Annotated in this window: 28 protein-coding genes and 1 CRISPR repeat array; of the genes, 20 read left to right on the forward strand and 8 right to left on the reverse strand. The window is 40.6% G+C overall.

Annotation, left to right across the window (positions count from 1 at the left end; translation table 11 throughout):
- The first annotated feature begins 2 nt into the window (after positions 1 to 2).
- From cas1b to HNQ82_RS00115, 5 genes are all read left to right on the forward strand, one after another.
- Positions 3 to 1010: a type I-B CRISPR-associated endonuclease Cas1b gene (cas1b, locus tag HNQ82_RS00095; protein ID WP_183246140.1), complete on the forward strand. Its 1008-nt coding sequence runs from the start codon at positions 3 to 5 to the stop codon at positions 1008 to 1010.
- 10 nt (positions 1011 to 1020) lie between these two features.
- Positions 1021 to 1284 (forward strand): CRISPR-associated endonuclease Cas2, encoded by a 264-nt coding sequence (gene cas2 / locus HNQ82_RS00100; RefSeq protein WP_032100145.1) that lies wholly within the window; start codon positions 1021 to 1023, stop codon positions 1282 to 1284.
- Between the two features lie 14 nt (positions 1285 to 1298).
- Positions 1299 to 2048 carry a CRISPR-associated endoribonuclease Cas6 gene (gene cas6 / locus HNQ82_RS00105; protein ID WP_183246142.1) on the forward strand — a complete coding sequence of 250 codons (750 nt, stop codon included), beginning with the start codon at positions 1299 to 1301 and terminating at the stop codon, positions 2046 to 2048.
- Positions 2049 to 2230: 182 nt separating this feature from the next.
- Positions 2231 to 3008: a CRISPR direct-repeat array (repeat unit 30 nt; unit sequence GTTTGTATCGTACCTATGAGGAATTGAAAC).
- A gap of 64 nt (positions 3009 to 3072) precedes the next feature.
- The gene (tnpB, locus tag HNQ82_RS00110) at positions 3073 to 4197 is read left to right on the forward strand and encodes an IS200/IS605 family element RNA-guided endonuclease TnpB (protein ID WP_183246144.1); all 1125 of its coding nucleotides are present in this window, start codon (positions 3073 to 3075) and stop codon (positions 4195 to 4197) included.
- Between the two features lie 181 nt (positions 4198 to 4378).
- Positions 4379 to 5149, forward strand: a complete 771-nt coding sequence (locus HNQ82_RS00115; RefSeq protein WP_183246146.1) for a DUF4405 domain-containing protein — start codon at positions 4379 to 4381, stop codon at positions 5147 to 5149.
- 35 nt (positions 5150 to 5184) lie between these two features.
- Here HNQ82_RS00115 and sigK read toward each other — a convergent pair whose 3' ends face one another.
- The gene (gene sigK, locus HNQ82_RS00120; RefSeq protein WP_055441040.1) at positions 5185 to 5898 is read right to left on the reverse strand and encodes an RNA polymerase sporulation sigma factor SigK; all 714 of its coding nucleotides are present in this window, start codon (positions 5896 to 5898) and stop codon (positions 5185 to 5187) included.
- A 168-nt stretch (positions 5899 to 6066) separates the two neighbouring features.
- Here sigK and HNQ82_RS00125 point away from each other — a divergent pair, with 168 nt between their 5' ends.
- Positions 6067 to 7380 (forward strand): TrkH family potassium uptake protein, encoded by a 1314-nt coding sequence (locus tag HNQ82_RS00125; protein ID WP_183246821.1) that lies wholly within the window; start codon positions 6067 to 6069, stop codon positions 7378 to 7380.
- Between the two features lie 26 nt (positions 7381 to 7406).
- On the opposite strand, the gene motB is transcribed toward HNQ82_RS00125, so the two are convergent.
- From motB to pssA, 3 genes are all read right to left on the reverse strand, one after another.
- On the reverse strand, positions 7407 to 8162 hold the full coding sequence (gene motB / locus HNQ82_RS00130; RefSeq protein ID WP_183246148.1) for a flagellar motor protein MotB: 756 nt from the start codon (positions 8160 to 8162) through the stop codon (positions 7407 to 7409).
- Complete coding sequence (motA, locus tag HNQ82_RS00135) at positions 8146 to 8946, reverse strand: flagellar motor stator protein MotA (RefSeq protein WP_055441037.1); 801 nt, start codon at positions 8944 to 8946, stop codon at positions 8146 to 8148. Before motA ends, motB begins: the two co-directional genes overlap by 17 nt.
- 123 nt (positions 8947 to 9069) lie before the next feature.
- On the reverse strand, positions 9070 to 9609 hold the full coding sequence (pssA, locus tag HNQ82_RS00140; RefSeq protein WP_032100118.1) for a CDP-diacylglycerol--serine O-phosphatidyltransferase: 540 nt from the start codon (positions 9607 to 9609) through the stop codon (positions 9070 to 9072).
- Positions 9610 to 9733: 124 nt separating this feature from the next.
- Here pssA and HNQ82_RS00145 point away from each other — a divergent pair, with 124 nt between their 5' ends.
- Positions 9734 to 10531, forward strand: coding sequence for a phosphatidylserine decarboxylase (locus HNQ82_RS00145; protein ID WP_183246149.1), 798 nt, complete (start codon positions 9734 to 9736; stop codon positions 10529 to 10531).
- A 4-nt stretch (positions 10532 to 10535) separates the two neighbouring features.
- Here the strand turns inward: HNQ82_RS00145 and HNQ82_RS00150 are convergent, their stop codons facing one another.
- A complete protein-coding gene (locus HNQ82_RS00150) occupies positions 10536 to 10682 on the reverse strand; it encodes a sporulation histidine kinase inhibitor Sda (protein ID WP_032100116.1) in 147 nt (48 codons plus the stop codon).
- A gap of 280 nt (positions 10683 to 10962) precedes the next feature.
- Here HNQ82_RS00150 and HNQ82_RS00155 point away from each other — a divergent pair, with 280 nt between their 5' ends.
- From HNQ82_RS00155 to HNQ82_RS00190, 8 genes are read left to right on the forward strand one after another with little or no spacing between them, the layout of a single operon-like run.
- Positions 10963 to 11475, forward strand: a complete 513-nt coding sequence (locus HNQ82_RS00155; RefSeq protein WP_183246151.1) for a YqeG family HAD IIIA-type phosphatase — start codon at positions 10963 to 10965, stop codon at positions 11473 to 11475.
- Positions 11476 to 11480: 5 nt separating this feature from the next.
- Positions 11481 to 12584 (forward strand): ribosome biogenesis GTPase YqeH, encoded by a 1104-nt coding sequence (yqeH, locus tag HNQ82_RS00160; protein WP_183246153.1) that lies wholly within the window; start codon positions 11481 to 11483, stop codon positions 12582 to 12584.
- A gap of 20 nt (positions 12585 to 12604) precedes the next feature.
- Positions 12605 to 13432, forward strand: a complete 828-nt coding sequence (aroE, locus tag HNQ82_RS00165; protein ID WP_183246155.1) for a shikimate dehydrogenase — start codon at positions 12605 to 12607, stop codon at positions 13430 to 13432.
- Positions 13426 to 13719, forward strand: a complete 294-nt coding sequence (gene yhbY / locus HNQ82_RS00170; protein ID WP_032100112.1) for a ribosome assembly RNA-binding protein YhbY — start codon at positions 13426 to 13428, stop codon at positions 13717 to 13719. Before aroE ends, yhbY begins: the two co-directional genes overlap by 7 nt.
- A 10-nt stretch (positions 13720 to 13729) precedes the next feature.
- A complete protein-coding gene (locus tag HNQ82_RS00175) occupies positions 13730 to 14296 on the forward strand; it encodes a nicotinate-nucleotide adenylyltransferase (RefSeq protein ID WP_032100111.1) in 567 nt (188 codons plus the stop codon).
- Complete coding sequence (gene yqeK / locus HNQ82_RS00180) at positions 14286 to 14861, forward strand: bis(5'-nucleosyl)-tetraphosphatase (symmetrical) YqeK (RefSeq protein WP_183240990.1); 576 nt, start codon at positions 14286 to 14288, stop codon at positions 14859 to 14861. Before HNQ82_RS00175 ends, yqeK begins: the two co-directional genes overlap by 11 nt.
- Positions 14858 to 15214: a ribosome silencing factor gene (gene rsfS / locus HNQ82_RS00185; protein WP_055441030.1), complete on the forward strand. Its 357-nt coding sequence runs from the start codon at positions 14858 to 14860 to the stop codon at positions 15212 to 15214. The genes yqeK and rsfS overlap by 4 nt, the downstream gene beginning before the upstream one ends.
- Positions 15211 to 15951, forward strand: coding sequence for a class I SAM-dependent DNA methyltransferase (locus tag HNQ82_RS00190; RefSeq protein WP_183246158.1), 741 nt, complete (start codon positions 15211 to 15213; stop codon positions 15949 to 15951). The genes rsfS and HNQ82_RS00190 overlap by 4 nt, the downstream gene beginning before the upstream one ends.
- A gap of 52 nt (positions 15952 to 16003) precedes the next feature.
- Here HNQ82_RS00190 and comER read toward each other — a convergent pair whose 3' ends face one another.
- Entirely contained in the window at positions 16004 to 16834 is an 831-nt protein-coding gene (gene comER / locus HNQ82_RS00195) for a late competence protein ComER (protein ID WP_183246161.1), read from the reverse strand.
- A 77-nt stretch (positions 16835 to 16911) separates the two neighbouring features.
- On the opposite strand from comER, the gene HNQ82_RS00200 reads away from it, so the two are divergent.
- Genes HNQ82_RS00200 through HNQ82_RS00210 form a run of 4 tightly spaced genes read left to right on the forward strand, consistent with a single transcriptional unit; the run spans position 16912 to position 20265 of the window.
- On the forward strand, positions 16912 to 17499 hold the full coding sequence (locus tag HNQ82_RS00200; protein ID WP_183246163.1) for a helix-hairpin-helix domain-containing protein: 588 nt from the start codon (positions 16912 to 16914) through the stop codon (positions 17497 to 17499).
- 45 nt (positions 17500 to 17544) lie between these two features.
- Positions 17545 to 18012: a ComE operon protein 2 gene (locus HNQ82_RS00205; protein ID WP_183246165.1), complete on the forward strand. Its 468-nt coding sequence runs from the start codon at positions 17545 to 17547 to the stop codon at positions 18010 to 18012.
- Positions 18009 to 18200: a hypothetical protein gene (locus HNQ82_RS14725; protein WP_343053369.1), complete on the forward strand. Its 192-nt coding sequence runs from the start codon at positions 18009 to 18011 to the stop codon at positions 18198 to 18200. The genes HNQ82_RS00205 and HNQ82_RS14725 overlap by 4 nt, the downstream gene beginning before the upstream one ends.
- On the forward strand, positions 18133 to 20265 hold the full coding sequence (locus tag HNQ82_RS00210) for a DNA internalization-related competence protein ComEC/Rec2 (RefSeq protein ID WP_343053335.1): 2133 nt from the start codon (positions 18133 to 18135) through the stop codon (positions 20263 to 20265). Before HNQ82_RS14725 ends, HNQ82_RS00210 begins: the two co-directional genes overlap by 68 nt.
- 48 nt (positions 20266 to 20313) lie before the next feature.
- On the opposite strand, the gene HNQ82_RS00215 is transcribed toward HNQ82_RS00210, so the two are convergent.
- Positions 20314 to 20448 (reverse strand): YqzM family protein, encoded by a 135-nt coding sequence (locus HNQ82_RS00215; RefSeq protein ID WP_003393868.1) that lies wholly within the window; start codon positions 20446 to 20448, stop codon positions 20314 to 20316.
- A 260-nt stretch (positions 20449 to 20708) separates the two neighbouring features.
- Here HNQ82_RS00215 and holA point away from each other — a divergent pair, with 260 nt between their 5' ends.
- Positions 20709 to 21668, forward strand: coding sequence for a DNA polymerase III subunit delta (gene holA, locus HNQ82_RS00220; RefSeq protein ID WP_183246169.1), 960 nt, complete (start codon positions 20709 to 20711; stop codon positions 21666 to 21668).
- Between the two features lie 127 nt (positions 21669 to 21795).
- Here the strand turns inward: holA and rpsT are convergent, their stop codons facing one another.
- Positions 21796 to 22062, reverse strand: coding sequence for a 30S ribosomal protein S20 (gene rpsT / locus HNQ82_RS00225; protein ID WP_004889444.1), 267 nt, complete (start codon positions 22060 to 22062; stop codon positions 21796 to 21798).
- Positions 22063 to 22139: the final 77 nt, after the last annotated feature.

Genomic DNA, 22139 nt, shown 5'->3' on the forward strand with positions numbered 1-22139 from the left:
AAATGAAAAAAACGCTTTATATTTTTCAAAATGGAGAGTTGTTTCGGAAGGACAACAGTGTTTGTTTTGAAACATCTGAGCGGAAACGTGTGTTGCCTGTCGAGGATATTAACGATATTTACATTTTCGGTGAAGTGAATGTAACGAAAAAGTTTTTGGAGTTAATGGCACAAAAGCATATTTGTATCCATTATTTTAATCATTATGGTTATTACACCGGGACATTTTATCCTCGGGAGCACTTAAATGCGGGGCATGTTGTTTTGAAACAGGCTGAAGCGTATTTGCATCCTGAAAAACGTCTTATTCTAGCGCGAAAATTTATTGATGGGTCTATCGGACAAATGATTCAAGTGTTGAAATATTATCAAAATCGCATACAAGAGAAAAATGATAAATTCAAGGAAATGATTTTAGATTTTCAGCAGAGCTGCTCCAAGCTGGAACAATGGACTAGTGTTGAAGAAATGATGGCAACAGAAGGGCATGTACGTGAGAAATATTATCGTATGTTCGATGACATTTTGAACAATCATCCAGACTTTTTGTTTGAAAAACGCTCGAAGCGCCCACCTCTAAATCGTTTAAATGCGATGATTAGTTTCGGAAATCAGATTTGCTATACGATGTGTTTGAGTGAAATCTATAAAACATACTTAGATCCACGAATTGGTTTTTTGCATGCGACAAACTTTCGGCGGTTTTCACTTAATTTAGATGTTGCAGAAATTTTCAAGCCGATTATGGTAGATCGTTTAATTTTTACGCTTATTAATAAGAAAATGATAACGAAAAAAGATTTTGATAAGCATATGGAAGGAATTTTATTGTCTGAAGAAGGACGCAAAAAGTTTATTGAAGAGTTAGACAAACGGATGAAAACAACAGTTAATCATCGGCATCTCGGGAAATCCGTATCCTATCGACGGCTTATTCGGTTAGAGCTTTATAAAATTCAAAAACATTTACTCGGTGAAAAAGAATATGAGCCATATCGCTCATTATGGTAGGTGTCGATATATGTTTGTTATTCTTGTCTATGATTTTGATAAGAGAAGGGTTTCAAAAGCATTGAAAATTGCACGTAAATATTTATACTGGGTTCAAAACTCAGTATTCGAAGGGGAGATTTCTGAAGCGAACTATGTGAAGTTAAAAGCGGAGCTGGAAGACATTATAGATCCAGATGTTGATTCAGTTATTTTTTATACATTCCGCACGCAAAAATATTCGAAGCGTGAAGAGTTTGGACTGAAAAAAGGTGGAGAGGAATTCATTTTGTAGAGAGGAAGACGGAAATGCGTTTAACGATTACATTACGGGGAACAGACGGAACGGTTATATTGCCACTTCATTATCAGCAATATTTACAAGGGCTAATATACCATTCACTCAGCGATGAGGCATTTGCTCACTTTTTGCATGATCGTGGATTTCGCAAAGAAAAGCGATCGTTTAAAATGTTTACATTTAGCCGCTTATTTGGCGAACATTACATTCAATACGATGCCAAAACGATTACTTTTGTTGATTCGATTCAATGGCACATTGGCACTGTGCTTCCTGAACTGACGCAACAGTTAGGGGAATATTTATTGCTTCAGCCATACGTAAAAATTGGTGATCAGCATGTCATCGTTGAGCGAGTGGAAACCGAGAAACGAGCAATTGAGCAACGTGAAATTGAAATCGATATGTTGTCGCCGATGACTGTATACAGTACGTACGAAACGGTGGATGGGAAGAAAAAAACACAATTTTTTGACCCGAACGATGAAGTGTTTCCCCATTTAATGGAACGGAATTTTCATAACAAATATGAAGCATACTATGGGGTTCCACCGAGCGATCGGTTACTCATCGAACCTGTCGATGTTCGAAAAAACGATCGGATCGTAACGAGCTTTAAAGGCTTTTACATTACAGCGTGGAAAGGGCGGTATAAGCTTATTTCTTCTCCAGAAAATTTAACGTTTTTGTATCGTGTAGGTATCGGCGGACGAAACTCACAAGGATTCGGCATGTTTCGTATTGCAAATAGAAAGTGAAGTATTTCACAACTGTCGTCGACCTCCAATCTTGCAAAAACCTCGGGGGATCGACGACAGTTTGTATTTTGCCACTCTTTCAGTTGTATCAACGGATATAGGCTATTGACTGAATTTTCGGATGTATGTATAATAACATTGTATAGCTTTTCCAAGTGTTGATTTATCAATACTTTTTTGGGGTTTGTATCGTACCTATGAGGAATTGAAACTAAGCTGGTTCAATATCTTGACGGCGAACCTTATAATAGTTTGTATCGTACCTATGAGGAATTGAAACATGATATGATAGACAGCATTCATTTCTTTTTTTACAATGTTTGTATCGTACCTATGAGGAATTGAAACAAATCAGTAATACCGCTATTACCAAAATAAAAGGCTGTTTGTATCGTACCTATGAGGAATTGAAACGAGTTTTCGTATCCCGACCCGAACGCAACCGAATCGCAAGTTTGTATCGTACCTATGAGGAATTGAAACTCCTCAATCCACGTCTTTCCATCCCAAATAAGCCACTGTTTGTATCGTACCTATGAGGAATTGAAACTCTGTTCGGTGGAAAAGATGAATCCTCGCAAGACCTCGTTTGTATCGTACCTATGAGGAATTGAAACTTAGGAGGAAAAGATAATGGCACAAATTAGCTTCGAGGGTTTGTATCGTACCTATGAGGAATTGAAACCAGCTTGAAAGAAGGTGTGAAATGGTGGTAGATGCGTTTGTTTGTATCGTACCTATGAGGAATTGAAACTTTGCAAATACATAACCAATCTTTGTTTTACCAATGTTTGTTTGTATCGTACCTATGAGGAATTGAAACGAACCATTGAAACTCGACGGGAACGAGCGAGCGATGATTGTTTGTATCGTACCTATGAGGAATTGAAACTGGTTTTTCAACATATTGCTTACTTGCAAATCCTCTACGTTTGTATCGTACCTATGAGGAATTGAAACAAGTTTTCAAGGAGCGTTTCTGTTAGAAAGGTTTTCAAAACATTTCTAGCGGGAGGTGAAAGTCTTGCCCGTGCATAAAGCGTATAAGTTTCGCATGTACCCGAACAAAAAACAAGAGGTGCTAATTAATAAAACGTTCGGATGCTCACGTTTTGTGTTTAACCATTTTCTCGTCAGATGGAACGACACATACAAAAAAACAGGGAAAGGACTGTCTTATCAGGCGTGTTCTTCGCAATTGACCAAGTTGAAAAAAGAATACACTTGGCTCAAAGAAGTGGACAGCATCGCACTTCAAACCTCGCTGAAACATTTGTCGGATGCATTCACACGATTTTTCCAAAAACAAAACGACAAACCTCGTTTTAAGTCAAAGAAGAACAAGGTGCAATCGTATACAACGAAATACACGAAAGGAAATATAGCGATTGTAGGTAACAAAATCAAGCTTCCGAAACTAGGATTCGTTCGTTTTGCCAAAAGTCGTGAGGTAGAAGGACGTATGTTATCCGTCACCATTCGACGCAATCCAAGCGGAAAATATTTCGTATCCATTCTTGTAAAAACAGATGTGCAACCACTCCCAAAAACACATACTGCTGTTGGTATCGACATGGGTTTAAAGAACTTTGTCATTCTTTCAGACGGAACAACGTATGCGAATCCAAAATTTCTTCGGAAACTTGAAAAAAAATTAGTCAAAGCTCAACGCATTCTTTCTAGGCGCAAAATCGGGAGTTCGAATTGGCATAAGCAGCGAATCAAGGTTGCGCGCATACACGAGAAAATCACAAATTCCCGAAACGACTACTTGCACAAAATCTCCACCGAGATCGTCAAAAACCACGACATCATCGGGATGGAAGATTTGTCAGTTGCTAGCATGCTCAAAAACAACAAACTCTCCAAAGCGATCTGCGAGGCGTCATGGGCAACGTTCAAAGCGATGATCGCATACAAGGCCAAGTGGTATGGGAAGCAATTGGTTGTGGTGGCGAAAAACTTCCCATCGAGCCAGTTATGCTCCCATTGCGGATATCAAAATAAAGACGTGAAACATCTCACTTTGCGTGAATGGCAATGCCCAAATTGCCATACCCGTCATGACCGAGATGTGAACGCAAGTATCAATATTAAGAATGAAGCCGTTCGGCTTCTAACCGCAGGAACTGCGGGGCTAGCCTACTAAATAACTGAAGGGTGCTTCGGTGTTTGTAGGAATCTCCTGCTTCAAACAAACCGTAAGGTTGTTAAGCGGCGAGTAGTTCAATTGAACGTAGTGGGATAAACCCTCCCCCTTTCACTTAATTTTCACCATCGGCTAGTACATTTACGATATACGGTAAATGATATGTGAATGCGGGGGATATGTGTTGAAGAAAAATATTGTAAAAATCATATTAGATGTATCGTTGGCGATTATGTTTGTGTTGTTAATGAATCCGAGGGTGTTTAATGGGTTGCCGTTTCATGAAGTGACAGGGTTAGTGATTGGTGTCGCTATTTTCGTTCATATTGCATTAAACTATAAATGGGTTGTCAATACGGCGAAAAAAATGTTTGATCGTTCACTTTCAGGGAAGACGAGATTTAGTTTTTTGCTAAATATATTGTTGTTTATATCGATGACGGGAATTATTGTGACAGGCATTCTTATTTCCAAAGTCGTTTTTCCGCATATTGCAGGTGGGGAAAATCACGTTTTGCGAGAGCTTCATGATGTTTTTTCGAATGCGACGCTTGTGCTTGTCGGCGTTCACATTGCGTTACATTGGCACTGGATCATGGGTGTGTGGCGAAAAATATTTAAGACAAAAGAAGGGCATTGGCGGAAAGGAGTGCTTGTGGCTTTCGCGTTGGTGTTTGCGTTATTTTTCGGAAGCATGCACTGGCTTGCGGTTCATGTAAAGCCGAGCGAAGAGGCGTTCAAGTCGAAATTTAAACATGAAGTGGCTCATGTGGGAGATATGCCTGCACCGCCGAAAAAGTTTCGCGAAGGGGAGTTTCCTCATAAAGAACGCCACGGCAGCAGCCATCCGCTACTTGTTATTTTTGGTCACTTTACATTTTGGGCAGTTGTTATTGTTCCTGTTTACTACATAGAAAAGCGAATGCGTCATAGACGACAGGTTCGTGTGTGAAAAAAGGTGTCCCAAGTGTGTGGGACACCTTTTGTTCATGATCCTTTTTTTCCTTTATCATGTTTATAACATTCATGAAATAGCTTCATTAATGCACGTTTTTCGATACGTGAAACGTAGCTGCGAGAAATGCCGAGTTCTTTGGCGATTTCGCGCTGGGTGCGTTCAGGTTGCATGTTTAAGCCGAAGCGACTAACAATGACTTGGCGTTCACGATCGTCAAGGACGTGCAAATGTTGGGCGATGTTTTCAAGCTCATTATTTTTTTCAATCATATCGCTAATGTCCTCATCTTCCGACTTTAATACATCTAGCAAGCTAATTTCGTTTCCGTCGCGATCTTGCCCGATTGGATCATGAAGAGATACATCTTTTTTTGTTTTTTTGAGCGAACGTAAATGCATAAGTATTTCATTTTCAATACAACGCGCTGCATAAGTGGCGAGTTTCGTTCCTTTTCCGGTTGAGTAGCTTTCGATCGCTTTAATTAAGCCGATTGTGCCGATTGAAATTAAATCTTCTGGATCTTCTCCGGTGTTTTCAAACTTTTTTACAATGTGCGCAACGAGACGTAAATTATGTTCGATTAGCTTATTTCGGGCGTGTTCGTCTCCTTTAGCCATCTGTTTTAAATACATTGCTTCTTCTTTTGCATCGAGCGGTTGTGGGAAGGCATTGTTTTTCACATAAGAAACTAAAAAGACAAGCTCTTTTATAAACAAAGCAAGTGCAGAAAAAATAGTGCCCATCATCGTTCACCTCACAGGTGGTCATTTGTTGCTTATGTATGTATATGCATTAGAAAACTTGTTCGTGTTTGGACACACGATTTTTTTTGTTTTGTGAAAGAACATGACGTATAATTGGAAACTGTAAATATACCTAAGAAAGAAGGATGAATCGTGAGAAGGGCGATGATGAAACCGTTAAAACTGACACCGCCGCAACTATTAGCGTTTATGTTTCTTTTTCTCGTCGTTATTGGTGGGGTGTTGTTGAAGTTGCCGATCGCAACAAATAAACATATTAGCTGGCTTGATGCATTCTTTTTATCCACGTCCGCCGCGACAGTAACTGGACTAGCACCAATTGATCCCGGCTCTACGTTCACGTTGTTTGGGGAAGTCGTTTTAATGGTGCTCATTCAAGTGGGTGGGCTTGGGATTATGACCTTTGCGGTGCTCGTTGTCATTGTGCTTGGAAAAAAAATCGGAATGAAGCAGCGCATGTTGATGCAGGAAGCCCTAAATCAACCATCGCTTGGCGGCGTCATTCGTTTGGCGCGCAATTTATTGTTGTTTGCTTTATTCATGGAAGTTGTCGGAGCGGCGTTGTTAGCGATCGATTGGGTTCCGAAAATGGGGTGGGCAAAAGGATTGTATTACAGTCTTTTTCACACCATCGCATCGTTTAATAATGCAGGGTTTGCATTATGGCCGGATAATTTGTCACGTTTTGTCGGTGACCCGATCGTCAACGTTACCGTTTCTTTGCTCGTGATCATCGGAGGTCTTGGTTTTACCGTTGTGTTTGACGTATTGTATCAACGGCGTTGGAGAAAACTGTCTCTCCATACGAAACTCATGTTAATCATGACGCTTGTTGTGAATGTTGTGGCGATTGTTGCCATATTTTTATTTGAACGTCATAATCCGAAAACGCTCGGTTCACTTTCGCTTTTTGAACAGTTATGGGCTGCATATTTTCAAGGCATTACACCAAGAACGGCAGGATTTAATACAATCGATATCGGCTCATTAGAGCAACCAACAGCGATGCTTATGATTTTTCTTATGTTTATTGGAGCAGGAAGCACATCGACCGGTGGAGGAATTAAACTGACAACATTTGCGGTCATCGTGTTTGCGGTGATGAGTTTTCTAAAAGGAAAAGAAGAAACAGTGATTGGGATGAGAACGATTCGCCATACGATCATTTTGCGTGCGTTAGCGATTGCATCGATGAGTATGTTGTTTATTTTTGTTGTGACGATGATGTTGACACTTACCGAAGACGCCTCGCTTCTTGCTCTTTTATTTGAAGTAGTATCTGCATTTGGGACCGTTGGACTCTCGATGAATTTGACGCCACATTTATCAACGGTTGGGAAAATGCTCATTATTGGCGTCATGTTGTTTGGAAAGTTAGGTCCGTTAACGCTCGTGTATTCGATTGCGAAACCGAAAAAAACAAATATTCGTTATCCGAACGGAGATATATTGACAGGATGAAAAAAGCGAGGGAGCGTCCCTCGCTTTTATTGTGCTGGCTCTTGTGGCATAATTAAAATTTCTACACGTCGGTTTTTGGCGCGTCCTTCTGGTGTGGCGTTGGAAGCGATCGGTTTAAATTCACCGTATCCTTTTGCGCTAAATAATTGTGGATTTAACTTTGTATTTTCAAGCAACAGTTTCATAAAGTTAACGGCGCGCATGACGCTTAATTCCCAGTTTGAAGCAAACTTCGCATTGTTGATCGGTACGTTGTCCGTATGTCCGCTAATGACGATGTTGCGCGGTGGATTCATGACAAGCAAGTTTGATATTTTTTTGGCGACATCGCGATATTGCGGTTTAATGTCAGCACTGCCCGAATCAAACAGCACATCGTTTGCGATCGTAACAAGTAATCCTTCCTCTGTCATCGCTACAGATAATTCTCCACTCAATTGATTCGTTTTGACGTATTCGTTAAATTTACTTTGAATCTTTTTTAATTCCTCGTATTCTTCTTTTGAAATTTTGACATACGGTTTTTGATTTGGTGAGTCTTTAATGACCGAGTCCATTTCTTCCCGCTCAATCGGGCTTAAATATTGCAGCGCCCCTGTACCGCCTGTGAATACACTATTAAACGCGCGCGCAATTTCCATAAACTTTTTTGAGTCAATTTGACTACTTGCGAACAGTACGATAAATAGCGCAAGCAACAATGTCAATAAGTCAGCGTACGGAATGAGCCAGCTTTCATCGACATGTTCTTCATGATGATGTTTTTTATGCTTTTTCGCCATTATTTTGAGCTCCTTGTCCTAAAAGTTTTTGACGTTCGCTCATCGGTAAGTACGAAGCTAATTTTTGTTCAATCGCCCGCGGTGCTTGTCCTTCAATAATGGAAAGCACACCTTCAATCATCACTTGTCGCACTTTAATTTCTTCTTTTGATTTCCGTTTTAATTTGTTCGCAAACGGGTGCCAAAGAACGTATCCTGTAAAAATCCCCATGAGTGTCGCCACGAACGCCGCACTAATCGCATGACCGAGACGCTCAATATCAGACATATCTTGCAAGGCAGCGATCAATCCAACGACGGCCCCAAGTACCCCGAGCGTTGGGGCATATGTGCCGGCTTGTGTAAAAATGGTAGCGTTCGCTAAGTGTCGTTCTTCCATCGCTTCAATTTCTTCCGTCATGACATCACGAATAAATTCTTGTGACTGTCCGTCAATCGCTAAACTTAATCCGTTGCGCAAAAACGGATCATCAATTTCAGCCACTTTTGCTTCTAACGCTAACAATCCTTCGCGGCGAGCGATGTTTGCCCATTCAACAAACAGAGGGATGAGTTCTTCAATTTTCGGCGTTTTTGACTCTTTGAAAATAATCCCAAATAATTTCGGCACTTTCGAAATTTCTTTTGTTGGAAAGGCGATCGTAACAGCGGCCGCTGTCCCTAATAAAATGATTAAAATCGCAGCAGGGTTAATGAGCACAGCTGGGCTTACCCCTTTAAACACCATTCCGACACCGACAGCGATAATGCCAAGAATGAGCCCAATTAAGGACGTACGGTCCATGATATCACCTCTAGTTGTAGTTGTAGATTGAAAAATAAATCCAAGTTTATCATATAATTTATCCGAATGTTTGAAAAGGGAAATTTGTACGAAAAAAACCCTTGAAGTGGAAAACTTCAAGGGTTAAATTTTCTTTAGCTTGAATGGACCAACCATTAAAAGAGAAAGCGTAAAAATAATAAAAATAAAGACATAAGGCGGGAAGTAATGAATCGTTAAATAGCTGAGCGTCAATAAACAACCTGCCGCTGTAATCGGCAAACCGGTGAAATATCCGTTGCTTTCAGTAATGTTAAATCGCGCTAGGCGAAAGGCTCCACAACCGATATAAAAAATCGTAAAAAATGAGCCAGGTGCACCAAATTCGTGCAATAATCCTTGATAAAGTAATAGTGCAGGTGCTACTCCAAATGATATAATATCACTCATTGAGTCCAATTGTTTCCCTAAGTCCGATTCGATGTTCATTTTCCGAGCGACTGTCCCGTCAAAACGATCGGCAAGTGCTGCTAAAAAAATAAATAATACAGAAACGTTCAGCTGGCCTTTCACCGCAAATAAAATTGCGAAACCGCCTAAGCTTAAGTTTGTTAACGTCAATACGTTTGCCGTATGCGCTTTAAGTTTTTTAATGGTATGATCAATATAATCCGATAAAAACATATAAATTCACTCCTTTATTAAAATCGTGCCGACCCACTTGCCAAAAATATCACTCGGTTACTAATATTTTATTGATAATAAGCAAACTAGTAAAGGACATTCTTTACTTTAGGAGGGAAAGTCGTTGGTGAAGTGGTTATATCGACTATTTATTGAATTGACAAATCAGCCATTGACATCGAAATGTCTCGCTTCGTTCACACGTTCGAAATGGAGTCGGTTAGTCATTCCATCTTATGCGAAAGTATATAAAGTTAATGAAGAAGAAATGGAAAAAAAGTTGCACGAATACGAAACGCTCCAACAACTGTTCGTTCGCACATTAAAAGAAGGTCTTCGTCCAGTTGATGCGCATCCAGATAGCGTCGTCAGCCCTGTCGATGCAGTCATCGAAGATGTCGGCATCATTACGGATCAAAAAGAAATCATCGTCAAAGGGAAAACGTACTCCATTCGTGAAATGCTCGGCGATGACCGAATAGCTGAAAAATATTTGCATGGAACGTTTATTATTTTGTATTTAAGTCCGAGTCATTATCATCGCATTCATAGCCCAATATGTGGGGAGGTTGTAAAGCAGTGGGAGCTCGGCAACAAGTCATATCCGGTAAACCGCCTTGGATTGAAATATGGCAAGGCGCCCCTTTCTAAAAATTACAGAAGAATTACGGAACTGTGTACAAATGGCATGTATACGGCTATTGTGAAAGTCGGGGCGATGTTTGTCAACAGCATTGAATTAACGCATGAGCATGATTACGTAAAAAAAGGAGAAGAAATCGGATATTTTTCGTTCGGTTCAACCGTTGTGTTATTGTTTGAAAAAGATGTATTTACGTTAGACGAACAAATCGTTCCGCCACTTGAAGTGAAAATGGGACAACGGATCGGTTTTTTGACACAAAAGAAAAAGAGCCAATAAAGGCTCAAGCCGATGATGATTGTTTTAGTTTATGTTCAAGACGGCGACGGAAAATTTCACGTTCAATCAGTTGAATAAACTCTTTACTTAATTGCAACTCTTTCGCTTTGTAGTATGATTCGATTAATAAGTCGTCAGGCAAACATTTCATTTTTTTCGCCTCCTAAGGTATACATCAATACATGTATACATATAATGGTAGGTTTATCTTCACTTTACCATAAATCAAAAATAAGAACAATTGTTCTAATTATCCACAGGTGGCGGTGGATAAAGTGTGGATGGATTGTTCATAACATGTAGGAAAAGTTGATAAATATGTGTGGGTAATGTGTATAAAGTTATCCACAATACACGAAAGTCGTCGGATTTTGTCGAAAAATTTTACAATTTGTTTATTTATGTAAAAAACAAAGAAGGAATGAGGAAGTATGTTAAAATATTTTTTGCCAAACGAACATGCGAAAAGTATTTTTGAAATTACCCCAGAGCATTTGAAACAAAAAGGAATAAAAGGGATTATTACCGATTTAGACAATACGTTAATCGAATGGGATCGCCCGCTAGCAACGCCAGATGTTGCTCGTTGGTTTGAACAAATGAAACAAAGCGGCATTCAAGTAACGATCGTATCGAATAACAATAAAAAGCGAGTTGAAGCGTTTGCGAAACCGCTCGGTATCCCGTTTATTTTTGAGGCGCGCAAGCCGTTAACGCGAGCGTTTCAACAAGCGCTGCGCGACATGAATCTAAAAAAGGAAGAAGTTGTCGTCATCGGTGATCAGCTTCTTACCGATGTATTTGGCGGCAATCGCCTCGGATTACATACGATTTTAGTCGTTCCTGTTGCGCAAACAGACGGCTTTTTTACTCGTATAAATCGAAATATTGAACGAAAAATTTTAAATATGATGCGAAAAAAAGGTATGATTCATTGGGAGTGATGATAATGAGTGAACGAATGATTTGTATTGGGTGTGGAGTAACAATTCAAACCGAAGATGAAACGAAAATTGGATATGCGCCTCCTTCAGCGCTTGAACGTGATCCAATGATTTGCCAGCGCTGTTTTCGATTAAAACATTACAACGAAGTGCAAGATGTATCTTTAACGGATGATGACTTTTTAAACATTTTGCACGGCATCGGACAAGCGGATGGACTTGTAGTGAAAATTGTTGACATTTTTGACTTCAATGGTAGTTGGTTGCCGGGCTTACATCGATTTGTCGGAAAAAAAGATGTGCTACTTGTCGGCAATAAAGTTGATTTGTTGCCAAAGTCTGTGAAACATGAAAAAGTCACGCGTTGGATGAAACAAACAGCGCGTGAACTCGGATTGCAGCCACGCGATGTCTTTTTAGTCAGCGCCAATAAAGGTGATGGAATGAAGGAAGTGATGGTTGCGATTGATGAGTATCGCAATGGAAAAGATGTATATGTCGTCGGCTGTACAAACGTCGGAAAATCAACGTTTATTAATCGTATCATTAAAGAAGCGACAGGAAAAGGAAACGTCATTACGACGTCATATTTTCCGGGAACGACATTAGATATGATTGAAATTCCGCTCGATGACGGATCAGCGCTTTATGATACGCCAGGCATTATAAATCATCATCAAATGGCACATTTCGTCGATAAAAAAGATTTAAAAGTCATTACGCCGAAAAAAGAAATAAAGCCGAAAGTATATCAATTAAACGAACAACAAACGTTATTTTTCGGCGGACTTGCCCGGTTAGATTATGTGAGCGGGGGAAGACGTCCATTTGTATGTTATATGTCAAATGAACTATTTATTCATCGAACGAAACGTGAACATGCAGATGAATTGTATGAGAGACATCTCGGTGAATTGTTGCAGCCGCCGCGCAAAAGCTATTGTGATCAATTGCCACCACTTGTTGCCCATCATTTTACGTTAAAAGAACCAAAAACAGATATCGTTTTTTCAGGGCTCGGTTGGGTGACATGTCACGAACCGGGGGCACAAGTCATTGCGTATGCGCCAAAAGGTGTCGGTGTGATGTTGCGCAAATCGCTCATTTAACATAAAAGGGGGAGAGGGATTTGAAACTATTTGGACTTATTGGCTGTCCTGTTCATCATTCGTTATCGCCACTTATGCATAACGATGCGTTCCAATCGTTACATATCGATGCGCATTATCATGCGTTTCATGTCGAGCCACATATGTTAAAAGAGGCGGTAGAAAGTTTAAAGGCGTTACAATGTGCCGGGTTTAATGTGACGATCCCGCATAAGACAGCGGTGATGGAATATATGGATGAGCTTGACGAAACGGCTACACAAATAGGGGCAGTGAATACAGTTGTTAATGAAAATGGGAAATGGGTTGGCTATAATACAGATGGTGAAGGATTCGTTCGGGCGTTATGCGAGCAAATGAACATGGAATTATCCGGCGCAAGCATACTCATTGTCGGTGCAGGTGGAGCCGCGCGTGGCATTTATTTTACTCTTTTAAAACATCAAGTGTCCGCTCTTGATATATGTAATCGCACACTAGGAAGGGCGGAAGCGTTTGTTAAAAAAGAAAAGTCAGCTGTGTATTCGCTTGAACAAGCGGAAGAGCGTTTAGGAGAGTATGACATCGTCATTAACACAACGTCTGTCGGCATGTATCCGAATGTTGATGCGATGCCAATTTCCCTTCGAAATTTAAAAAAAGATACAATCGTCAGCGATATTATTTATAATCCGCTGATGACGAAATGGTTGCAAGAAGCGAAAGAAAAAGGGGCGCGCGTGCAAAACGGCGTTGGGATGTTTGTCTACCAAGGGGCGCTAGCGTTTGAAAAATGGACAGGCATCTTCCCCGATACGAAACGAATGGAACAACTTGTTATTCAACAGTTAGGAGGAAAAACATGTTAACAGGAAAGCAAAAACGATTTTTACGTTCTTTAGCTCATCATTTAACACCAATTTTTCAAGTAGGAAAAGGCGGTGTCAATGACAATATGATTAAACAAATTGCGGATGCGCTTGAAGCGAGAGAACTCATTAAAGTGAGTGTACTAAAAAATTGCGAAGAAGAAAAAGAAGTAGTTGCAGAGCAATTAGCGAAAGGTGCAGGGGCGGAAATCGTCCAACTGATCGGACATACGATCGTGTTATATAAAGAATCACGTGAACATAAACAAATTGTGTTACCAAAATAGGAGCGACGCGGTGAAAAAAGTAGGCATTTTAGGTGGGACGTTTGATCCGCCTCATTACGGGCATTTACTAATTGCGGATGATGTACGAACGGAGTTGCAACTCGATGAAATATGGTTTATGCCAAACTACATTCCGCCACATAAAGACAAAAAAGTGACAGATCATGTGCATCGCGTCAATATGTTGCATGCGGCGGTTGCCAATCAGCCGCACTTTCGCATTGAAACGATCGAACTTGAACGAAAAGAACGGTCATATACGTACGATACGATCGTTTTGTTAAAGAAAAAACATCCTCATACGATATTTTATTTTATTATTGGCGGGGATATGGTCGAATATTTGCCACACTGGTATCGTATTGATGAGCTCATTCAGCTTGTGCAATTTGTCGGCGTGAAACGACCGGGTTATTCGCTTTGTACGCCGTATCCGATCATTGAAGTCGATGTGCCGGTGTTTGCAGTTTCTTCTTCGCTCATTCGTCAACGTATACAAAGTGGAAAAAGTGTGACGTACTTGTTGCCCGAAGCCGTTCAATTATATATAAAGGAGAATCGGTTGTATGAAACGTGAAGAAGCGTTAGCGATCGTGCGCAAGCAATTAAAAGAACAACGTTACATTCATACAGTAGGCGTGATGGAAACAGCGATTGAACTTGCGAAAATATATGGTGCTGATATTCAAAAGGCGGAATTAGCCGCGATTTTTCATGACTACGCTAAATTCCGTACAAAAGAGGAAATGAAGCGCATCATTATCGAGCAACAAATGCCACAAGATTTGTTAGCGTACAGCCCAGAGTTATGGCATGCGCCGGTCGGGGCATACTTAGTTCAAACGGAAGTCGGCATTCAAGATGAAGACATTTTACAGGCGATTCGTTATCATACATCAGGAAGACCGAATATGACATTGCTTGAAAAAATTGTATATATCGCCGATTATATTGAGCCGAATCGTTCGTTTCCAGGTGTTGACGAAGTGCGGGCGTTAGCACGAGAGCATTTGGATCGTGCGCTTTTTCGGGCGTTGCAAAATACGATTCAATTTTTAATGGATAAACGTGAACCGATTTATCCAGATACGTTTCATACGTATAATGATATAGCACAAAAATTGAAGGGGGTTTCATCATGACGGAACGAGATATTTTACGTATTGCTGTACAAGCAGCTGATGAAAAAAAAGCAGAGAACATCGTGGCATTAAATATGAAAGGTATTTCGCTTGTCGCCGACTACTTTATGATTTGCCATGGCAATTCAGATAAACAAGTACAAGCTATTGCGCGCGAAATTAAAGAAAAGGCGGAAGAACATGACGTTCTAGTCAAACGTGTTGAAGGCTTTGATGAAGCGCGTTGGATTTTAGTCGATTTAGGGGATGTTGTCGTCCATGTATTCCATAAAGAAGATCGGGAATATTACAATCTCGAACGGCTATGGGGCGATGCGCCACTTGAACAAATTGAGAGTGATCTCGGAGCATGACGTACGAACGATTTGCGAGTTGGTATGATCAATTAATGAGCGATGCCCCGTATGACGCGTGGTGTGCACTCGTTGAACGAACGGTTGCTTCCCATCACGTTGGAAAACGGCTACTGGATCTCGGATGTGGTACGGGGGAGCTTGCGATTCGGTTAGCAGAAAAAGGGTTTGAAGTGACCGGTGTCGACTTATCAGAGCAAATGCTAGCTATTGCACAAATGAAAGCAGAAGAGCGCGGGGTCGCTCTCTCGTTTTTTCAACAAGATATGCGCGAATTTGGCCCGTTCGAGCCGTTTGATACGATCGTTATTTTTTGCGATTCACTCAATTATTTATTACAGGAAGAAGACGTGATTGCCACATTTTCACGTGCATATGATCAATTGCGTTCGGGTGGATTGTTTTTATTTGATGTGCATTCTTTATTTAAAATGGAAAACGTCTTTTTACACCATAGAACGTTTGCGAGCAACGATGAACAAGTGAGCTATATATGGAATTGTTACGAAGGACCGTGGCCGCATAGCGTCGAACATGAGCTCACGTTTTTTGTTCAATTAGAAGAAGGCGTGTATGAGCGAGTTGATGAAATGCACGTACAGCGAACATATGATGTGGATCGATATGTGATGTGGTTAAAACAAGCTGGTTTTCGCCTATTACATGTATGGGCGGATTTTACAGAACAGAAACCGACAAAAGAAAGCGAGCGCATTTTTTTCATTGCGCAAAAATAACGTCCCAAAAGTGTTTGCTTTTGGGACGTTTTAATTAGAAGGAGTTTTTTTGTTAATCGCGAATATTATCGATTTGTTGGCGCACCTTTTCCGTTTCTTCATAAAACTTTTCGTGCGTTTTTTGGAAAACATGGACAAACAAGTCCCCAACTTCTTTTTCTAACACGTCAATGCCAGCCCCTGTAATGCCGCCTTTCACGCATACTTTTTCCTGCAATGTTGGTAGTGTATATAATTGTTGTTCAAGCAATGCTCCTAGCCCAATGATCATGTTTGTCGCTAACGTTGTTGCTTGCTCTTTCGTAATAGATGTTTGTTGAACAGCTGCATCGATAAACTTTTGAATTAAGTAGCTAAAAAAAGCAGGACCGCAGCTTGTTAAATCAGAAGCGATGCGCGTAATAGGCTCGTCTATGTATATTGGACGAGAAATGGAACGGAATAGCTGCTCAATCGTTGTCCGATTTGCCTCTGTGCAACGTTCACTTACAGTAATTAACGTACTTCCGGCGAGCGCCCGATTTGTAATGCTCGGAATGACGCGGACGACATGACATGGCACGAGTGATTCAAGTTGCTGCACGGAAATCGGGCTCGTAATCGATACGATACAGTGATGACCAGTCAAATGTGGACGTAGTTGCTTTAAAACGGCAGGCACATGCAACGGTTTTGTACAAATAAAAACAATGGTCGCATGTTTAGCTACTTCTTCATTTGTCGCCATGACGTGAATGTCTGGGTAACGCTTTTGTATATTGTACGCTTTTTCAAGCGTCCGGTTCGTAATGAATAGTTGTTCTGGTTTTACCGCATTTCCGTTAATAAACGATTCAATTAAAATCGTTCCCATGTTTCCTGTTCCAATAAACCCTATATTCAACGGTATTCCCCCCTTATCCGTCACCACTATACGTCATATGTATGCGCGAATAATGCTTTTTATGAAAGGATGAAAGCATGAAGTGGATAAAAACATATGAACGTTGGATATATGTAGGCTCGATTGTCATTGGAGCGATCATTTGGATCGTTCAACAACAAGAGGAAACGCCGATACAACCGCTTCCTTTCGAACAGGTAGAACAACAAGAACAGCAAGAAAAGCAAGTAGAGGAGCAATCATCCGTTGTTGTCGATGTGAAAGGAGCAGTGAAACGAGCGGGAGTATATGAAGTGGCGCCGACAAGTCGTATTCATGACGTTATTCAACTGGCAGGAGGATTAACAGACGAAGCAGATGAGACGAAAGTGAACTTTGCAATGAAAGTGCATGATGAAATGGTCATTTACGTGCCGAAAAAAGGTGAGGATATCCTCGTGGAAACAGCTAGTCAAACGAGCAGTTCAAGTGGAAAAATCAACATTAACACAGCAACGATTGAACAACTACAAACATTACAAGGAATTGGTCCTGCGAAAGCATCTGCGATTATAGCATATCGCGAGGAACACGGACCGTTTCAAAACGTCGAAGATTTGTTGAATGTTAGTGGAATCGGTCCGAAATCGCTTGAAAAAATAAAAGAACAAATTGTCGTTCGTTAAAATTGACGATAAACTAAAGGCATAATGGACAAGGGGGAGAAATAGATGGAGCGAATTACATGGGATCAATATTTTATGGCCCAAAGCCATTTATTAGCGTTGCGTAGCACGTGTACGAGACTAGCTGTCGGGGCAACAATTGTGCGCGATAAGCGTATTATTGCCGGGGGATATAACGGTTCGATCGCAGGGGGGGCGCATTGTATCGATGAAGGATGTTATGTGATCGACAATCATTGCGTGCGCACTATTCATGCAGAAATGAATGCCATTTTGCAATGTGCAAAGTTCGGTGTGCCAACAGAAGGGTCGGAAATATACGTCACCCACTTTCCTTGTTTACAATGTTGCAAAGCGATTATTCAAAGCGGGATAAAAGCTGTGTATTATGCGAACGACTATAAAAACCACCCGTTTGCTTTGCAATTGTTCGAACAAGCGGGGGTAACGGTAAAACACGTTCCGTTTGATGTTAACTCGATTCCAACATTTTTACACGCAAAGGGGAGATGACGTATCGTTTACGTGGCGATGGCGGCCGTTTTGGCCGTCTTGTCTATGCTAACGAAATCGCCTGTTTGTTTTGTATTGTCATTTATGTACAGTTTCTTTTTACTTTGGAGGAAGCGGGAGTTGTTTTTCGCTTGTATATGTTGTTATTTGCTTTTCTCGTTATGGAGCAAATGGGTGGATGCACATAATGTGACGGCGCTTTCAGGTAATGAAACGACATTTTTTGTCCGATTTATTGCCCCGATTTATATTGACGGCGATCAAGTGAAAACGATTGTCCAATGGCAAAAGGAACGATTGCAACTCGCCTACCGTCTTCGAACAGAAGAGGAAAAACGAAAATGGGAAGACATTCAAATTGGGACAGCGTGCTTATTAAAAGGAACGATTGAACGCCCTTCTTTACCAACAAACCCGTATGCCTTCAATTATCGTCGTTATTTGTTTTACCAACACATTCATTGGATCGTTCGCCCAGCTTCACTTGAACGTTGTACGCGTACAAATGTGACATGGATAGAACGATTACAAATGATTCGACAACAAGGCATTCGCTACATTCAACATTATTTTCCAGATGGCGTAAGTGCGTTTATGCAAGCGTTGATTTACGGTGAACGGAGTGATATAGAGCCAACGGTGTTGGCGAGTTATCAAAAGTTAGGGCTTATTCATTTACTTGCGATTTCAGGTTTGCATATGACGTTGCTTGTCGGTGGTTGTTTTTATTTGTTTATTCGCTTCGGCATCCCGAGGGAACGAGCGACGGTGATATTGCTTGGATGCATTCCGCTATATGCTGTTTTAGCTGGTGCTGCTCCGTCGGTGATGCGCGCGGCCATCATGACAAGTTGTTTTCTCCTTTTTTCATCTCGTCTCCGTACACTTGATACGTTAAGTATCGCTTGCCTCGTTTTATTAGTAAAAGACCCGTATACAGTATTTCATCTCGGTTTTCAATTATCTTTTCTCGTTTGTTTTGCATTAATCATATGCTCTACATTCATTCAAAACGAACCATCTGTTGTGCGTCAATTGTTCATGACATCCTTTATTGCACAAATAAGTACATTACCGCTTTTGCTTTATCATTTTTACGAAGTGTCTTTTTTATCTATTCCGTTAAACATCATTTTTGTTCCACTTTACTCGTTTATTATTTTGCCGCTTTCCTTTTTAGCGTTGCTCATCCACTTGTTTATGCCATTTGCTAGTCCCCTCATCATATATGTACTAGCGATTGTCATTGAACATGCGAACGCCCTTGTTGTTGCACTAGCCGATACATTCGTGCTTACGCTCGGTCGTCCGCCACTATTGTTGCTTGTTGCTTATATCATCTCGATTTTCCTTTTTTTTCTTTCTTTCGAATACGGAAAGTGCGCGGTTATTTTTCGTTTTTCATTTATTTTTGTTATGATCGCACATTTTATTTGGCCATTTTTTCGCCCGACTGGTGAAGTCGTGATGTTAGACGTTGGACAAGGAGATAGTATATATATTGAGCTGCCATATCGAAAAGCGGTTTATATAATTGATACGGGTGGAACGATGTCGTTTAGCGATGAACATTGGAAAAAACGGAAGCGATCGTTTCGTGTTGGAGAAGATGTGATCGTTCCATTTTTAAAGGCAAAAGGAGTTCGCACGCTTGATGCGCTCATTGCAACACATGGTGACTTCGATCATATAGGGGATGCAAACGATATATTCGATGCCGTTCGTGTGCGAAAGCTAATCGTTGGTATGCAACGAAATGATTTCATCCAATCGGTGATGAAGCAAGCGATAAATAAAGGAACACATGTAGAAATGGTGAAAAGTGGTGATCGTTGGACAGTGGGAGAAGCTCGATTTTATATTCTTTCTCCGTTTGGAAACGAAACGACAACAAATGATGGTTCTGTTGTATTGTATGTGTTTATGGGAGGGGCATATTGGCTATTTACCGGCGATTTGGAAGAGGAAGGGGAGCGGCGAATAATAAGCACATATCGGTCATTGCCTGTTCACATCTTAAAAGTAGGGCATCATGGGAGTAAAACGTCAACATCTGAACCGTTTTTACGACATATACGTCCGAAATGGGCGCTTATTTCAGTCGGACGACGTAACCGATATGGTCATCCGCATCGTGAAGTCATCGAACGTTTACGTCGCTATGACGTGCACATATTTCGAACGGATGAACAAGGAGCGATCGTGATTCGTTTTCATAAGCGGATAAGCACCATTCAGACGTTTTCGCCATAACATACAAGAAAAAAGAGACTGCAACAAGCAATCTCTTTCGGGCGTTCATTATGCACCGAAAAATTTTACAAGTGTGGCGATAATGAACATAGTGGCGAAAAAGCCGAATGATACGATGAAGCCAACTGCCGAGTCAACGGCATCGTTGCGCGTACATTGAACGTTTTTTTCAAATTCGTTCATGACCATCCCTCCTATTTTCTCACCATTAGTATAAGGGAAAAATGAAAGAAAATCTACATCGTTGACAACAGTTGTCACAAATAGTTCGCGCCAGATCGGAAAAGATAATGATACCCGTTGGACAAATGAGTTCCTAGGGCTTGTTTTCCAACGTTTAAATAAATGGGAGTTGGCAATTTTCGTTTGCTAACTCCCTTGTAAAATGCTCCGAAACGTTGTATGTTCTTTAAAGAAAGTCGATAAAGAATGGGGAAGGGAACATGGAACAACTATATGTCATATATGGTACGGAGCATTTTTTAATCAAACAAGCGCATGAGCAAATCATTCGACGAGCATTATCGGATGAAGAGCGTGAATGGAACGTTAGTACATATGATTGCGAAGAAACGCCGATTGAAGTAGCGCTTGAAGACGCAGAAACGCTTCCGTTTCTTGGTGAACGAAAAGTTGTGATCGTCAAGCAACCGTATTTTTTAACGGCGGAAAAAGGAAAAGAAAAAGTAGAGCACGACGTGAAACGGTTAGAAGCTTACATTGAGCAACCAGCACCGTTTTCAAGCGTCATTTTTGTCGGTTCGTATGAAAAACTCGACGAACGAAAAAAAGTGACGAAAGCGTTATTAAAAAAAGCGCATGTCATTGTTGCGAAACCGTTAAATGAAAAAGAATTAAAACAATGGGTGAAAGGGCAATGTCAAATTGATGATGATGCAATTGATGTATTGCTTACATTAGCGGGTACTGACTTAGCGACATTATCGAATGAAATCGAAAAGCTTATGCTTTTTGCTGAGCGTCGTTCCATTACAGCTGACGATGTTCGGTTGCTTGTATCACGTACACTTGAACAAAACGTATTTACCCTTGTAGAGCAAATCGCTAGGCGCAACATTTCAGCTGCATTACAAACATTGCAAGATTTATTGCGCCAAAATGAAGAGCCGATCAAGCTTGTCGCATTATTGGCTAGTCAATTTCGGCTTATATATGAAGTGAAAGAATTGATGAAAACAGGGTACGGACAACAACAAATCGCCTCGATGTTAGGTGTTCATCCGTTTCGTGTAAAAATGGCAGCAAGTTATGCAAGCGGGTTTTCAGAACAGCAGTTGATGCACATTTTATATGATTTAGCTGAAACGGATTACGCACTAAAAAGCAGCGCGATGGACAAACAGTTGTCGTTGCAGTTGTTTTTCTTAAAGTTACAGCGGTAGAGAAGAAACTACCGCTTTTGTTGCAATGCATCGACATCAATGATATAGTAGCATTTTCCTCAATGAAATATGTGTGGCTCCCAATAATGAAAAAACAGCTTGCCGCGTATGACAAGCTGTTTTTTCATTATGCTGTAATGCTGTTTAATTTTTTCGCTAAACGTGATTTATAGCGATTTGCAGCATTTTTGTGGATTAAGCCTTTGCTAGCTGCTTTGTCGATTTTTTTCGTTGCAAATGCGAAAGCTTCTTTCGCTTTTTCCACGTCTTTTAATTCAACAAGCGCTTCGAATTTTTTAATTGCAGTGCGCATTGCTGATTTCATAGATGCGTTATGAGCGCGACGCTTTTCGCTTGTTTTTGCACGTTTAATTGCTGATTTAATGTTTGCCATTTTTTTCACCTCCGTTAACCGATCGCCAATATATACGTTCAATACGCGACAGTTCGATGAACAATAAGAACAAGTGA

Source organism: Anoxybacillus tengchongensis, from assembly GCF_014201585.1.
Lineage (GTDB): Bacteria > Bacillota > Bacilli > Bacillales > Anoxybacillaceae > Anoxybacillus > Anoxybacillus tengchongensis.